This is a genomic window from Microbulbifer sp. CAU 1566 (assembly GCF_023156515.1).
Lineage (GTDB): Bacteria > Pseudomonadota > Gammaproteobacteria > Pseudomonadales > Cellvibrionaceae > Microbulbifer.
This window is the reverse complement of the sequence record NZ_JALNMG010000007.1, coordinates 119,449-135,996: the sequence shown is the minus strand read 5'-3', so window position 1 is coordinate 135,996 and position 16,548 is coordinate 119,449. Positions and strand designations below refer to the sequence as shown.

The window sequence follows — 16,548 nt, the reverse complement described above, 5'->3', positions numbered from 1 at the left end:
CTTACTTCTTCCTACCTGGACTGTTCTTGCTGGATTTTTTCTTGAGCTTTTTCTTGCCGGCTTTCTTGGCAATTTCGGCCTTGGCCGCCTTGTGTGCCGCCTTGCGCGCGGCCACGGCCGGTCGCTTGCCACCCTTGCGCGTCGGCGATTTCCTCGGTCCGCGCTTCTTCCTCGGCTGCTCGCCGTCCAGGCCGGGCTCCGAATCTTCGGTATCCGGTGAATCGCTCGGCAGCGCCTTTGAGGGGCGAACAACCTCGACGTCGTCACTGCCTACCTTGCGCCGGCGAATCGGACGCGGTGCATCGCTATCGTCCGCGCCTTCTTTCTTTTTCAAACCTCCGCCCCAGGGGCTGGCTTTTTCCGCCTCCGCGCTGAAGTCGGATTTACCTTTGCGCTTGCGCTCCTGCTGGAACTCCACCGCCATTTCCATTGCTCGACCACTTACTTCTGTTGCGTCTTTGTTACTTTTCTTCGGCTTTTTCGCCGCCTTTGCCGGCGTATCCGTTTCGGCTACGTCCTCCAGCGATTTGTCGCGCTTACCAACTTTAGGCTTACGGTATTTGGGGTTCTGGTACGAAGGGCGCGGATGCAATTCGACAAAGGTGAAATCCACCTTGCGCTCCTCCAGGTCCACCCGCGCTACCTGCACGGTGACACCATCACCCAGGTGATAGCGCGCCCCGCTGCGCTCGCCGATCAAACGCTGGTGCGCCTGCTCGAAGTTGTAGTAATCCTTGGGCAGCGCCGTAACGTGAATCAAACCCTCCACATAGAGGTCGTCCAGCTCCACAAACAGGCCGAAGCCGGTGACGGCACTGATCACACCGCGGTACACCTCGCCCACATGGTCCTGCAGGTATTCACATTTGAGCCAGCTGACCACATCGCGGGTGGCATCGTCGGCGCGGCGCTCGGTCATGGAGCAGTGTTCCCCCAGCTCCACCATGGCCGGCATGTCGTAGGGCAGGATCGTCTCGCGCGCCAGCGCGTGGGCACCGGGGGCCTGGCGCACCCGATCTGCAATGGGCTTGGGGTTGGCGCTGCCATTGCGGACCAGCCAGCGCAGGCCGCGGTGTAGCAGCAGATCCGGATAGCGGCGGATTGGCGACGTGAAATGCGCGTAAGCGCGATAATCCAGGCCAAAATGGCCGCGATTCTCCGGCTGGTACACCGCCTGGTTCATCGAGCGCAGCAGCATGGTCTGGATGATATGGAAATCCGGACGCCCCTCTACCTGTGCCAGTAGCGCTTGATAGTCACTGGGCTGGGGCTCGCTGCCCCCCTCGAGGCGCAGGCCCAGCTCACCGAGATAGGCGCGCAGGTTTTCCAGTCGCTCCTGTTTGGGAATATCGTGCACCCGATAGAGCGCGGGCAGTTCCGACAACTCCATCAGCTCGGCGGCACAGACGTTGGCAGCGAGCATGCACTCTTCGATCATCTTGTGCGCGTCGTTGCGCTGCACCGGAACTATGCGCTCGATTTTGCGCGCGGCATCAAAAATGATGCGGGTCTCGGTGGTTTCAAAATCGATGGCACCGCGTCTGTCCCGTGCACTGCGCAGGGCTTTGTACAGATCGTGCAGGTTATCGATATGCGGTGTGAGCGCGGCAAACTGCTTGCGCAGGCCACTGTCGCGGTTATCCCGCTCGTCCACCAGCTGCCCCACCTGGGTGTAGGTGAAACGCGCGTGGCTGCGCATCAGCCCCTCGAAGAACTGGTAGCTGAGAATACTGCCGCTCTCGTCGATGCGCATTTCGCACACCATGCACAGGCGATCCACTTCCGGGTTGAGGGAGCAGAGGCCATTGGAGAGCTTCTCCGGCAACATGGGCACCACAAAGTCCGGGAAGTACACTGAGTTACCGCGCTGATGCGCTTCCACATCCAGTGCGCTGCCTACCTGCACGTAGTGGGACACATCGGCGATCGCCACCAGCAGTTTCCAGTTGCCGTCCGGCAACAACTCGCAGAACACCGCGTCGTCAAAATCCCGCGCATCTTCGCCATCAATAGTGACCAGTGGCAGCTGGCGCAGGTCGATACGGGCCTTTTTGTCCGCTTCCAGCACCTCGTCGGCAATGGTGTCCACCTGGGCATTGACCGCCGCCGGCCAGGTGTGCGGGATGCCGTAATTGCGGATGGCAACGTCAATTTCCATCCCCGGTGCCAGATGGTCACCGAGCACTTCGCTCACCTCACCCTGGGGCAGGTTGTCACGACCGGGCTGGGTGGTGATGTCCACCACCACATACTGGCCACTGACGGCGTCGGCGCACTTGCCTTCGGCAATCAGCACATCCAGGGTCAGGCGGGGGTTGTCCGGGCGCACGAAACAGATGCCGTCTTCACGGTACAGGCGGCCGGCCAGTTGCTGGGTATTATGCTTGATGACCCGCACCACGGCGCCTTCGCGCTTGCCGCGAAATCCTCCGGGAGTTTCCCGTACCAGCACCTCATCGCCGTCAAATACCTTGCGCATCTGGCGGTGAGACAGGAACAGGTCATCGCTGCCATCGCCGGGCGACACAAAGCCAAAGCCATCGCGATGGCCGATCACACGGCCTCGCACCAGGCTCATCTTGTCGAGCACGCCAAAGTCGCCGGCGCGATTACTGGCAATCTGGCCGTCCCGGGACATGGCGATCAGGCGTCGGCGCACGCCCTCGCGGCGATCTTCATCGTCGAGGCTCAGCAGGTCTGCCACCGCCTCCCAGGCCAGAGGCTCCGACTGCTGTTCCAGCAGGTCCAGCAGGAATTCGCGGCTGGGAACGGGCTTTTCGTACTTTTCTGCCTCACGCTCCGCATGCGGGTCTTCTTTGGAGACCGCCTCAGGAGAAGGCGCGGAGGGAGAGTTAGGTTTGTCTTGATTCAAAACAGCTTCCATTGTTCTGCGGTTGGCCACGCAGTCTGCGCGGCCCCGGGGTACACCGGGCACAGGGGGTATGAGTGGGTGCAAGCGCTTGGTCCATGTCGATGTGGTGATGGACAAAGGTTGAGAGTGGCGAATGCCTGATTGTTTGATGGGACCGTCTGGCGGCCCTGAGTCTTGCACATTGCGGGCAGTATAAGCGATTTGGCCACCAATTCCCGATCCGTTTTACCTGCGGCGAGCGAATTAGTGACCTGGCCGTCAATTGGGTGGCAGCGAATTTCACGAAAACCGTTGACACCCCCAGGGCAAATCCCTATAGTGCGCGTCCTCAGCGGAGCACACCGCTGAAAGCCCAGGTGGCGGAATTGGTAGACGCGCTAGCTTCAGGTGCTAGTGGCCTTACGGTCGTGGAAGTTCAAGTCTTCTCCTGGGCACCATAATTCGCAAAAAGGCCGACTCGCAAGAGTCGGCCTTTTTCGTTTCTGCCCTCCGGCAATCGCCCTCTGCCAGCGCCCGACTTCCCATCCTGCAATCGCATTCTGGCAAACCGGGCACCGCACCCAGGCATCAGCCGGTATTGCGCATTCCCGCCGCAATACCCGCAATTGTCACCATCAGGGCGCTCTCCAGCACCGGATCTTCCTCGCGGTTACGCAAACGCTCCATCAGCTCCGCCTGCAACAGGTGCAGCGGATCGGTGTAGGGGTCGCGCACGCGGATGGACCAGCGCATCACCGGGTTGTTGTCCAGCAGACTCTCGCGCCCGGTGAGGCGACTGAGCGCATTGACGGTGCGCGCCAGGCGGCTGCGCAGCTCGACACCAAGGCGCTGCAGCTCCGGGTCACTGGTCAGGCGCTCTTCATACCACAGAGCCACGCGAGGATCTGACTTGGCCAGCACCATCTCCAGCATGTCCACCACGGTGTGGAAGAAGGGCCACTGCTCGCTCATTTCGCGCAGGGTATCCGGGGCATTTTCCAGCCCGGTCTCCAGCGCCGCCCCGGTGCCCAGCCAGGCGGGCAACATCAGGCGCATCTGGGTCCAGGCGAATACCCAGGGAATGGCGCGCAGGGTTTCTACGCCACCGCCGGGCTTGCGTCGCGCCGGGCGGCTGCCGAGGGCCAGGCGGCTCAGTTCGGTTTCCGGGGTAACGGTGCGCAGGTAAGACACCAGTGCCGGGTCATCCTGCACAACCTCGCGATAAGCGCGCACCGAGGCCTGGGTCAGCCGATCCATTTCCGCGCGCCATTCTGGACGGGGCTCCGCCGGTGGCAACAGGGTAGCCTCAAGGGTTGCGGCCACATACTGCTCCAGATTGTATGCAGCAACGGAGGGGCGACCGTACTTGAAGCGGATCATCTCGCCCTGCTCGGTAACCCGGATACGACCCGCCACGGACCCCGGCGGTTGCGACAGCAGCGCCATGCGCGTGGGCGAACCGCCGCGGGAGATGGAGCCGCCGCGACCGTGGAACAGGGTCAGCGGAATGCCGTATTCGCGGCAGATGCCTGTCAGCTTTTCCTGAGCGCGGAACTGGGCCCAGGCAGCACCAAGGAAACCCGCATCCTTAGCGGAGTCGGAATAGCCGATCATCACCTCCTGGCCGGCGGCAACACGCTCGCGGTAGAAGGGAATTTCCAGCAGTGCACTCATGGTGTCGAATGCATTGTTGAGGTCGTCGAGAGTCTCAAATAGCGGCACCACCCGCATGGGCTCGCGCACACCGGCAATTTTCTGCAGCAACATCACCGCGAGCACATCCGACGAAGTGCGGGCCATGGAGATTACATAAGCACCCAGCCCCTCCGGGCCCTGCTCGGCAATTACCTGGCAGGTGTCGAGAATTTCCCGCACTTCATCGGTACAGAAATCGCTGCGATAGAAAGCGCCATTGATCAGCGGGCGGCGGTTTTCCAATTCCGCCAACAGGAATTTCTGTTTTACCGACTCGCCCCACTCCATATAGCTTCCGAGGTCGAGGAAGCGGGTAATGGCATCGATCGCCGCCGCATGACGGGTGGATTCCTGGCGGATATCCAGACGCAGCAGGGTAATACCAAAACAGTTGAGTCGGCGCAGGGTGTCTTTCAGCTGACCGTCGGCGATGGCAGCGAGACCCACCGCACGCAGAGAGCGGTCGATCAGACTCAGCTCCAGGTGCAGCTCACCGCCGCTCGCGTAAATTTCACCTTCAGGCTCAACGCTGCCATTAACACGCGCTTCCATCAACGCGCGGGTATTGCGCAGGCGGTCGCGCACCTCCCGCAACAGCAGGCGGTAAGGTTCCTGACTGGGGCCAGTGCGCGCCAGCAGCTCATCGCTGGCGCGGTGCATGGACAGGTCTGCCAGCAGGCTCTCAACATCCCGCAAATAGAGGTCGGCCGCCATCCAGCGGGCCAGGGTCAGTACCTGCCGGGTCACCTTGGCCGTCACATTGGGGTTGCCGTCGCGGTCGCCACCCATCCAGGAAGCGAAACGGATGGGCACCCAGTCGGAAGGCAGGGGATCGAGGCCAGCCAGAGCCAGCTCGTCTTCGATTTCACGCATCCCCTGGGGCACCGCCTGCCACAGAGACTGCTCGATGGTCGCGAAGCCCCACTTGGCCTCATCCACCGGGGTCGGGCGCTCGCGACGGATTTCGTCGGTGCACCAGGCGGACAATATCTGCTCGCGCAACAGGCGGCGCAGGCGCTCCGCCTCCTCCGGAGTGCAGTCGGGGCGATCCAGACCAGTCAGCAGGTCCGCCATCTGGTCGTATTTGCGAATCAGGGTGCGCCGGGTGACTTCGGTGGGGTGAGCGGTAAGCACCAGCTCAACGGACAGGTCGGCGAGCACCTGGCGGACCTGCTCGGGATTCACATCGGCCTTTTTGAGCTCTTCCAATACCTGACGCAGTCCGCGGTCGGTATCCGGGTCACCGGGGAAACGTTCGTGCTGGCGGCGCAGGCGCTCACGGTGGCGCTGCTCGGCAATATTGGCCAGGTTCAGGAACTGACTGAAGGCTCGCGCCACCTCCAGCAGAGTCTCATCGTCCAGCGGATCCAGTAGCTCCCGTAGTTTCCCTACAGGCATTTCGCCCTGGCCGCGACTCTCCACCGCTACCTGGCGAATGGTCTCCACGGTATCAAACAATTCCTCACCGGCCTGCCCGCGCAGCACAGCGCCCAGCTCTTCGCCCAGCAGACGAACGTCCTCTCTGAGCGGCGCATTCTGGTCTTGATCCATGGTCAAATCCCCCCTTACCGGAACAAAAATTTGCCCTATTCTACATATTTCCCGCGCAAGTGAGATGCCTCCGGGGCACTTCTTGTAAAAAAACTACAAAAAAGACGCCCGCACAGACCTCATGGGTCACACCTGACAATTGACACCCCCGAGAAAATGGCTATAGTGCGCAGCCTCAACAGCGCATAACGCTGTTTGCCCAGGTGGCGGAATTGGTAGACGCGCTAGCTTCAGGTGCTAGTGGCCTTACGGTCGTGGAAGTTCAAGTCTTCTCCTGGGCACCATCTTTACAAAAAAGGCCGACTCGCAAGAGTCGGCCTTTTTTGTTGCGCGCGGAATTTTCCTAAAGAGCCCCCTAAAGAGCCCCCTAAAGACTCTCCCCGAAAACTCCCGGCATATGCACCATATGCAGAAAGCCCACCGGGTCGAATCGCCCGGCAGGCTCAGCACGGCGTACTTACCCCGCGGTTAATTGCCGCCGGCAGCAACCGGCACCGCGCGACGGCGCTCCTCCTCTTCCTGCTCATCCATTGGCAGCAACTCACCGCCATGCAGGCGCACTTCCGGCAGGTTCAACACATCAATACCCAGGCTGTAGGGCGCCACCTCACTGAAGATACCCGGATCCAGTTGCGCAATATCGTCCACCGGGTTCTGCACTGCCGACTTTAGCCCCTGCGACGTCTGGCTACTGGCAATAGAGACGCCCTTGTTACCCACGGCGGTAAACGCGGGCAGCTGTCCTTCAAAGGCCGGCTCGTAATAGAAGAGCGAAACGATATCCACAGACTCGGTGACATTCAGGCGCAGCGGATTGATCACGGTGCCGATATTGCTCCACAGTTGCGGATCGTTACCCAGGCGGGCTGTGCCCGCGGTGATGTGGGTATCGCGGAAGCTTTCCGCCGTCAGCAGTCCGAAACCGGAACTGGCCAGCGACAAGTTACCGCGGCCGACGTTGATCTGGCCGATCACCAGATCGTCTTTCTCGACAATCGCCACATCGATATTGCCAACGCTCGAACGAAGCGTCAGGGACTCGAGCTCGGACTCGATATCCATATCCCCCGCCAGGGTCAGATCCGCACTGCGCGCCTGGAGCGAGCCGCCAATAGCGGCACGGCTGTTACTCACCAGTACCAAGTCACCGCTGCCGTCATAGGCCAGGGTCATGCCGCCGCTGGAAAAGTCGACACCGGCGCTATCACCAGACGCGGTGAAATCCAGCTGCTGATTCGTGAGCAGGTCGAGGCCGCCCGCAGCATCCACGAGCGTTTCAAAGCCGGTAAACGTGAATTCTCCGACGCTGTTCTGGGCATCGACGCCACCGGTGATCTGCCACTGCTGGTCGGCCAGCTGCGTTTCCAGCTGGTCATTCCCCTCGCCGGCAGACAACTGCGCAGGCTGGCTGCCGGTGACAAGCTGCAGCACGTCGTCTCCGGATCCCAGCAGTAAGCTATCGAGCAATGTACCCTTCATCACCACGGTGTCACTGCCGTCGCCGGTATCCAGTGAGGTCAGGGTGCCGCCCTCCAGGCTGAAGCTATCGGCACCACTACCGGCGACGATCTGCTCGAAACCACTGAAGGCAACGGATTCTCCTCCTCCGGAAACACTCCCCCCGGCGCCCCCGATAACCCAGCTCATATCCGCATTCAGACCATAGAGCGTATCGCTGCCGGCACTTGCGTTGATGGTCTCAACCGCGGCAAAGGTTACCCCGGCCATTTCCAGGTTAGCCGGGCCCGTCATCAAATAATCGGTCCCGAAAGACGGTCCGGAATAGACTCCGGTATTTTCGACTTGCTCAAGGTTCTCAAACAGCACGCTGATGGATTCGACTGTTGCCACCGCGCCACCGGCAACCAGCGCCCCGTCTTCACTGACGGAAGCCCAGCTACCGGCGCCACCGCTGACAGAGTCGGCACCGCCGCCAGCATCGACACGGGCGATACCATCAAAATCGATACCCGCTGCAGTAATACCGCCATCACTTGCCAGGTCAAATGTATCCGCTGATGCCGTACCCAGAAGCGAATCGGCGCCGCCATTACCCACGAGCTGATTGATACCACTGAAGTCGATACCCTCAACACTCAGGGACTCCGCGGTACCACCCAGTGCAAACTGCTCTGCAGCGGAAGTGCCTGTCAGGCGGGCATTTGCCGTAACAACGCGGTCGATGCCATTGAAGGTGACTCCGTTCGCAGCCACTCGCGCGCCGCTGACAAGCTGCCAACTGCCTGCATCGCTGACCACCTCGTTATCGCCCTCACTACCGGCAAATACTTCCGTAACACTGTCAAACAGCATGTCGAGCACGGAAATTTCGCTCGAGTCTGAATTCAACGCGAAGCTTTCAGACACGCTGTTCTGGGTGCCATCAATAATCGCGGACTCTGTGGAGATCTGCTCGATTCCCTGGAAACTAACCCCTGCGGCACTGGCACTGCCGGCACCGGCACCCAGCGCCCAACGCTCACCGCTCGCAGTCTCTACGCGGTCTGCACCAACCCCCGCATTTACCGCGACCACATCCTCAAAGGCGATTCCGCCCGCAACCAGGCTGCCCGCGGCATCGAGAGTGAACAGGGTATCTGCATCGCTACCATTGACGATGCCACTGCCACCGCTGGCCTGTTCCACATTACTGAACGCCATTGCGGCGTGATTGAGGGCACCCGCTTCAGAACCCAGCTGCCAGTCACTGCTCTCGTGACCGACAATGGAATCGGAACCACCGGCACCCGCCACCGCGGATACATCACTGAATGCAATGCCGGCACTGGACAGTGCTCCATCGCCTGTCACCGTAAACTGGTCATCCCCTGCACTTCCGGTCACAGCACCGGAAGACGACACCGTGGTCACACCGGTCACACTGATCTGGCCACTGGTCACCGCCCCTGCGCCATTCAGGGTTACGCCATTCCAGGCCGCAAGATCGATATTTCCGCCTTCCAGAGTCACGCTCTGCAGGCCGCTGAAGCTGGAAGCTCCGCCAGCCAGTGTACCGCTGCCGGTAACCTGCGCCTGCTCTTGCCCGCTAATTGCGAGACTTGCACCCTGGCCCTGGAAAAGCTCCACCCCGGTAAACTGGATGCTTTCATGGGTAACCGAGTCGTCCGCCGCCAGTGCGTAGCCCTGCCCCGTGCGGGAAGTGACTTCATCCGCTTCCCCATTACCACCGGACACGGTTTCCAGATTGCGGAATGTCAATCCGTTCACCGAAAGGGCGCCGCTTGCCAGCATCTCAAACTGTTCCGCTGCAGTGGAGCCAAGCAGCGCAGTGGTGCTCACCGTGTCGATGCCACTGAATGCCATTGCACTGCTGGTGAAGGCGCCATCCGTTTCCGCGAGGTTTACGGCAGCAAGTGCACTGACATCATCGCTACCGATACCGCCCTCGACCGTATTCACCCCCGTAAAGCTGACTCCGTCCGCTTGCAACGCATTGTCAGCGGTCACCACAAAATTGTGCCCGCTATCATCTCCGACGATGCGCCCGGCGCCGCCAGAGAAAGTCTCTACTGCAGAAACAGTGACACCATCATGGCTCAGGCTGGCCGCATTCTGCGCCAGCAGCCAGTCCGCACTTGCGGCACTGACAAAGGTATCGTTACCGGCACCGCCGCCAAGTACACCGACGCCATTAAACCCCTGGCTGCCAACGGTGATTACACCATCGCTGCCGTATTCAAACTGATCTGCGCCACTGCTGCCGATCAGAGTTCCTGTGGTTGCCTGCGCTATCCCTGTCAATGTCAGAGCACCTGCAAGCAAGTCACCAGTGGTATCCGACAGGGTCAACCCGGCATCAAATGCGCTGGCATTCAGGGTGTCGTTGCCCGACAGCCCATCCACAAAAGACATATCGTTGACGGTAAGCGCGCCGACAGAAACACTGCCGTCGCTATTCAGAACGAAGTCATCCTGGTTGCCGGTGCCGTAAAGACCGGCATTTAGCGCATTGAGGATTTCTACGTTGAGGAAGGCAATACTGTTATTTTCTGCGCTGCTGTCGCCGGTTACTGTCCAGTCAGAACCACTGAATCCCGTTACCGTATCGGTACCGCCTTTTCCGTCCACCTGGGTGGAAGAAGAAATCTCAAAGCCGTTGATGGTGACATTGCCATCTTCACTAAAGGCAATTTCATCATCGCCGTCAGTGGCTTCCAGAAACCCTACAAGCACCTTGCCAATATCGTAAAACGCAATGCCCTCCGCAGTAACAAAGGTTTTGTCTTCGCTCAAATTGGCGGTGCCGCTGGAACTGATGCTGTTGCTACCTTCATTGCCGTTTACCCGGCTCAACCCAGAGATCGCCAGGCCCGCGACAGAAATCGCACCGGTACCAGCAACCCGGAACGTCTCGTCGCCGGCACTACCGTCCAGCTCCGATACTTGTGCAGAATTGAAGGCCTTGAAGGTCAGGGTATTGTCGGCCTTCAGCTCCCCGTCGATGCCCGTAAGAGTGAGGGATTTACCGTAGCCACTGGCATCCAGCTGGTCGCCAACGTCGGTGTCCGTGGCGCCGCCGCCGAGCACTTCACTCAGACCAGTAAAGTTCATGGCTGCGTAGCCAACGGTCAGGCCATCACTGCCGTCGGTGAGGGTGAACTCGTCGTTGCCACTGGTGCCGGTGAGCGTGGCCGCAGAGGTTTTGATGGTGACGAAGCCGTTAAAATCAATGCCATTACTACTCGCGGTGTCGGCATCGGTCAGCGCCCAGTCGAAGCCGCTGGCGCTGGAAACGCTGTTGCTGGCGCCACCAGAAGTCACGCTGGTCATTCCGGTGAAGGCAATATTGCGGGCGGTGATGCCGCTGCCACTCAGGGCAAACACATCATCCTGGTCGCTGCCGGTCAGGGATCCGGCTTGCGCCGAGACCAGTCCGGTGAAGGTGGTGCTGCCCGCGCTCACTTCGCGGCTATTACCGGTCAGGGTCAGTCCATCGGTATAGGCGCTGGCATTGAGGTTCGCGCTGCCTGCGCCACTGTAGGTTTCGATTTCACTGAAGGTGATGCCGTCGTGATCCACCGTTCCGGTGCCGTTCAGGATATACCCCTGGCCACTGCGGGAGGTGACCACATCGGCCTCGGTGCCAGTTCCAGTTCCGCCTTTGACGGTAACCAGTTCACTGAATTCGATGTTGGCAACTGTGAGCTCCCCAGCGCCGGTCATGAGAAAAGTCTCGTTAGAGACACTGCCCTGCAGGATGGACGCGCTGGCGGAATCGATACCGGTAAAATTGATCAGGCTGCTATTGAAGGCACCGTTACTACCGGCCAGAGTGACATCCGCTATGGCTTCGACATCGTCGGTGCCGGTGCCAGCATCCACCTTGGCGATGCCTATAAACTGGTGGCTACCGTCGACCTGAACCGCATTGTCGCCAGTGACCACAAAATCGTGGCCGCTGACATCGCCGACAACGCGACCCGAGCCGCCGTCAAAGGTGGTGATATTACTGGCGGTGAGACTGCCGTGAGTGATGCTCGCCAGGTTTTCGGTCAGGCCCCAGTCCCGATCTGCGGTACTGTTCAGGGTATCGGCACTACCGCTAGCGCCATCCAGATCAGAAACGTCGTAGAAGTTGTAGCCCGCAAAGGTATCTACGGTGAGGGTGCCACCGGAGCTAAGAGTGAAAATCTCACTACCGGTGGTGCCGGTCAGCTTGCCGGTGGTGATCTCGCTCACTCCGGTGATGGCCAGGGTAGCGGCATTCACCTGGCCGCTGGTGGTAGTCAGGTTGATGCCCGGGGTAAAGGCACTGGCATCAAGCGTATCGTTACCTCCATTGCCTTTAAGGGACGACATACCGGAGATGGTCATGGTGACCGCTTTGTCGTCGTCCAGCAGCGCCAGGCTACCGCCACTAGTCAGCGCAAACGCATCGATACCGGCTGTGCCCACAAGGTCGGCACTCACGGTAGTGAGGGCCTCGGCATTGGTAAAGGTGATGCCGTTATTTCTGGCGCTGGTCTGGCTCAGAAGCTCCCAGTCCTGCCCGGACTTACCGGTTACGCTGTCGTTATCACCACCTCGGGTATCGATGGTGGTAACCCCTTCAACCTGGATACCATTGACGAGTAAATTGTCGACGTCGTAGGTAATGACGTCATCATCATTGGTCGCATTCAGTGCGCTCGCACTGATCACACCCAGGTCGTAGAAATTGATACCGCTGCTGAGCACATAACCGCTTTCCATGGTTGGCGTATCTACAGCGATCAACTTGTCGCTTCCTAATTCGCCATGCACCAGGGAAAGCCCGGAAAGGTTAAGGCCGGCTACCGTCAGGGCGTTATCGCCAGTAACAGCAAACTCTTCGTAACTGTCCGTTGCCATCAGGTTGGCGAGAATGGCGGAATTGAAGGCCTTGAAGGTCAGGGTATTGTCGGCCTTCAGCTCCCCGTCGATGCCCGTAAGAGTGAGGGATTTACCGTAGCCACTGGCATCCAGCTGGTCGCCAACGTCGGTGTCCGTGGCGCCGCCGCCGAGCACTTCACTCAGACCAGTAAAGTTCATGGCTGCGTAGCCAACGGTCAGGCCATCACTGCCGTCGGTGAGGGTGAACTCGTCGTTGCCACTGGTGCCGGTGAGCGTGGCCGCAGAGGTTTTGATGGTGACGAAGCCGTTAAAATCAATGCCATTACTACTCGCGGTGTCGGCATCGGTCAGCGCCCAGTCGAAGCCGCTGGCGCTGGAAACGCTGTTGCTGGCGCCACCAGAAGTCACGCTGGTCATTCCGGTGAAGGCAATATTGCGGGCGGTGATGCCGCTGCCACTCAGGGCAAACACATCATCCTGGTCGCTGCCGGTCAGGGATCCGGCTTGCGCCGAGACCAGTCCGGTGAAGGTGGTGCTGCCCGCGCTCACTTCGCGGCTATTACCGGTCAGGGTCAGTCCATCGGTATAGGCGCTGGCATTGAGGTTCGCGCTGCCTGCGCCACTGTAGGTTTCGATTTCACTGAAGGTGATGCCGTCGTGATCCACCGTTCCGGTGCCGTTCAGGATATACCCCTGGCCACTGCGGGAGGTGACCACATCGGCCTCGGTGCCAGTTCCAGTTCCGCCTTTGACGGTAACCAGTTCACTGAATTCGATGTTGGCAACTGTGAGCTCCCCAGCGCCGGTCATGAGAAAAGTCTCGTTAGAGACACTGCCCTGCAGGATGGACGCGCTGGCGGAATCGATACCGGTAAAATTGATCAGGCTGCTATTGAAGGCACCGTTACTACCGGCCAGAGTGACATCCGCTATGGCTTCGACATCGTCGGTGCCGGTGCCAGCATCCACCTTGGCGATGCCTATAAACTGGTGGCTACCGTCGACCTGAACCGCATTGTCGCCAGTGACCACAAAATCGTGGCCGCTGACATCGCCGACAACGCGACCCGAGCCGCCGTCAAAGGTGGTGATATTACTGGCGGTGAGACTGCCGTGAGTGATGCTCGCCAGGTTTTCGGTCAGGCCCCAGTCCCGATCTGCGGTACTGTTCAGGGTATCGGCACTACCGCTAGCGCCATCCAGATCAGAAACGTCGTAGAAGTTGTAGCCCGCAAAGGTATCTACGGTGAGGGTGCCACCGGAGCTAAGAGTGAAAATCTCACTACCGGTGGTGCCGGTCAGCTTGCCGGTGGTGATCTCGCTCACTCCGGTGATGGCCAGGGTAGCGGCATTCACCTGGCCGCTGGTGGTAGTCAGGTTGATGCCCGGGGTAAAGGCACTGGCATCAAGCGTATCGTTACCTCCATTGCCTTTAAGGGACGACATACCGGAGATGGTCATGGTGACCGCTTTGTCGTCGTCCAGCAGCGCCAGGCTACCGCCACTAGTCAGCGCAAACGCATCGATACCGGCTGTGCCCACAAGGTCGGCACTCACGGTAGTGAGGGCCTCGGCATTGGTAAAGGTGATGCCGTTATTTCTGGCGCTGGTCTGGCTCAGAAGCTCCCAGTCCTGCCCGGACTTACCGGTTACGCTGTCGTTATCACCACCTCGGGTATCGATGGTGGTAACCCCTTCAACCTGGATACCATTGACGAGTAAATTGTCGACGTCGTAGGTAATGACGTCATCATCATTGGTCGCATTCAGTGCGCTCGCACTGATCACACCCAGGTCGTAGAAATTGATACCGCTGCTGAGCACATAACCGCTTTCCATGGTTGGCGTATCTACAGCGATCAACTTGTCGCTTCCTAATTCGCCATGCACCAGGGAAAGCCCGGAAAGGTTAAGGCCGGCTACCGTCAGGGCGTTATCGCCAGTAACAGCAAACTCTTCGTAACTGTCCGTTGCCATCAGGTTGGCGAGAATGGCGGAATTGAGGGCCTTGAAGGTCAGGGTATTGTCGGCCTTCAGCTCCCCGTCGGTGCCCGTCAGGGTGAGGGATTTACCGTAGCCACTGGCATCCAGCTGGTCGCCAACGTCGGTGTCCGTGGCGCCGCCGCCGAGCACTTCACTCAGACCGGTAAAGTTCATGGCTTCGTAGCCAACGGTCAGACCATCGCTGCCGTTGGTGAGAGTGAACACATCATTGCCACTGGTGCCGGTGAGGGCCACGCTACCTGCGCCATTGAAGGTTTCGATTTCACTGAAGGTGATGCCGTCGTGATCCACCGTTCCGGCGCTGTTCAGGATATACCCCTGGCCACTGCGGGACGTGACCACATCGGCCTCGGTGCCGGTTCCGCCCTTGACGGTAACTAGGTCCCTGAAGTCGATATCGGTAACCGTGAGCACTCCCGTGCCGGTCATGGCAAAGGTCTCTCCGGAGACACTGCCCTGCAGGATGGACGCGCTGGCGGAATCGATACCGGTGAAGATTATCTCGCTGGTTTCAAAAGCTCCATTTGAGCCAGCCAGGGTGACTTCCGCAATGGCCTCAACATCGTCGGTGCCGGTGCCGGCATCCACGCTGACTATGTTATTAAATTGATAGGTACCATCAACTGCAACATCGTTCAAATCAGTAACTAGAAAATTGTGTCCAGTATCGGAACCCTTAACAACCCTTGAACCACCAGAGAATGTCTTAACGCGAGAAATGGCCAAGTCATAAATGCTGACATCAGATCCATCTCCCTCATCCCGGTCCAGCGTAACACCGGACAACCCCTCTGCCAGCACCCAGTTTCCGTCCAACTCGCTGGCAAAGAAATCATCTGCACCACTATACCCATCAAGAGCTCTGACACCAGTGAATTGGTACCCTGAAAAAATATCTTTTTCGGAATCGTTATCTACAACAACTGTGAGATAGCCATCCTCACTAAGAATAAAATTTTCACTAAACTTAGTGCCGGTTAGCTTTCCAGTGGTGATCTTAGTCACTCCGGTAATGGCTAGGGAGCCGGCACTCAATTGGCCACCGCTTTCAGATAATGTAACGCCTTCAGCGTAACCTTCTGCATTCAGGGAAAGGTCAGCGAGTGTGCTAACGTTAAAGTCAGTCCCTTTATTCAATTGAGCAAGGCCTGTAATTTCAGTTTGACCAACAATTACATCAGCATCGCTATCCAGCTGAAATAGCGCACCTTCGTTAAAGCTCAGCACACCATCGGAAGTATTGATAGTGTCCATATCGACGACGTTAAGGTTACTGGCAGGATGACCGTCCCCGTTCGTAAACTGAGTGCCACCATTAAATGTCCAGCTATCGTCCCATCCGATAACTTCAATACCATTCGCAGTACCCTGAATAACCTCTAGCTTCCCAAACTCGATGTCGCTTCCCGTTACCTCATACACATATCCATCCGTATTGTTTCCGCTACGGGAAAATGTAGTCTCGATACCTTCCCCATCTCGCGCTGCAAGTAAGTAGGTATCTACGCCGGTGAGCTCTGAAATCAACGTTCCATTAGAGCCGTCTTCATTGATCACCCGGACACTATTGGCGTCATCCTGCAGCCTCACACCACCTTTTTCATATGCAGTGGCGTCAAGTGTAAAAGCGCCTTTTCCTTTACCTGAATACAACACGCTATTCAGATCGGAAAACCAGATATCGTGTATACCAACGGAACCCTCATCGTTAACAACGAAATTATTAACTGCTTTATCTACTGCTGCTAAATTAGCGCCATCAGAGATAACCGCCCACCCACCACTGAAATGTATACTCTGGTTAGTCGCGCCGCTATTCTCGACAAACCAGTTACCTGTGGCACTCACCTTATGATCCGAAGAACCACCAATCAGCGCCTCAAGCCCGCTAGCCTCAAAGCTTGAATCGCTAAATTCAATATCGTTCGATGCAATCACATTCAATTCAGCAGCACTTAGGCTGCTAAGATCCAGCGTATCTATTTCATCGCCACCAACTTCACCACCAGCGACAAGCTCACTTACACCTCTGAAAACATAGCCATTATAAGTATCAACCGTGATATCGCCTTCGGAGTCCAGGGCAAATATCTCAGCATCAGATGTACCGGTTA

The 16,548-nt window shown here is 58.5% G+C and carries 3 protein-coding genes and 2 tRNA genes; 2 read left to right on the top strand and 3 right to left on the bottom strand.

Annotated features, from left to right (window positions below):
- Position 1: 1 nt before the first annotated feature.
- A complete protein-coding gene (rnr, locus tag M0G74_RS16600; RefSeq protein WP_248219716.1) occupies positions 2–2,884 on the bottom strand; it encodes a ribonuclease R in 2,883 nt (960 codons plus the stop codon).
- Between the two features lie 338 nt (positions 2,885–3,222).
- Here rnr and M0G74_RS16595 point away from each other — a divergent pair.
- Positions 3,223–3,309: transfer RNA gene (locus tag M0G74_RS16595), tRNA-Leu, on the top strand.
- A 130-nt stretch (positions 3,310–3,439) separates the two neighbouring features.
- Here the strand turns inward: M0G74_RS16595 and ppc are convergent.
- A complete protein-coding gene (gene ppc / locus M0G74_RS16590; protein ID WP_248219714.1) occupies positions 3,440–6,097 on the bottom strand; it encodes a phosphoenolpyruvate carboxylase in 2,658 nt (885 codons plus the stop codon).
- A 197-nt stretch (positions 6,098–6,294) separates the two neighbouring features.
- Between ppc and M0G74_RS16585 the strand changes: the two genes are divergently transcribed.
- Positions 6,295–6,381: transfer RNA gene (locus tag M0G74_RS16585), tRNA-Leu, on the top strand.
- Positions 6,382–6,565: 184 nt separating this feature from the next.
- Here M0G74_RS16585 and M0G74_RS16580 read toward each other — a convergent pair.
- Positions 6,566–15,073 (bottom strand): hypothetical protein, encoded by an 8,508-nt coding sequence (locus tag M0G74_RS16580; RefSeq protein ID WP_248219712.1) that lies wholly within the window; start codon positions 15,071–15,073, stop codon positions 6,566–6,568.
- Positions 15,074–16,548: the final 1,475 nt, after the last annotated feature.

What these genes read in the sequence shown, in the direction of transcription:
- rnr (WP_248219716.1), bottom strand. Translation starts at nt 2,884, where the DNA reads ATGGAAGCTGTTTTGAATCAAGACAAACCTAACTCTCCCTCCGCGCCT.
- ppc (WP_248219714.1), bottom strand. Translation starts at nt 6,097, where the DNA reads ATGGATCAAGACCAGAATGCGCCGCTCAGAGAGGACGTTCGTCTGCTG.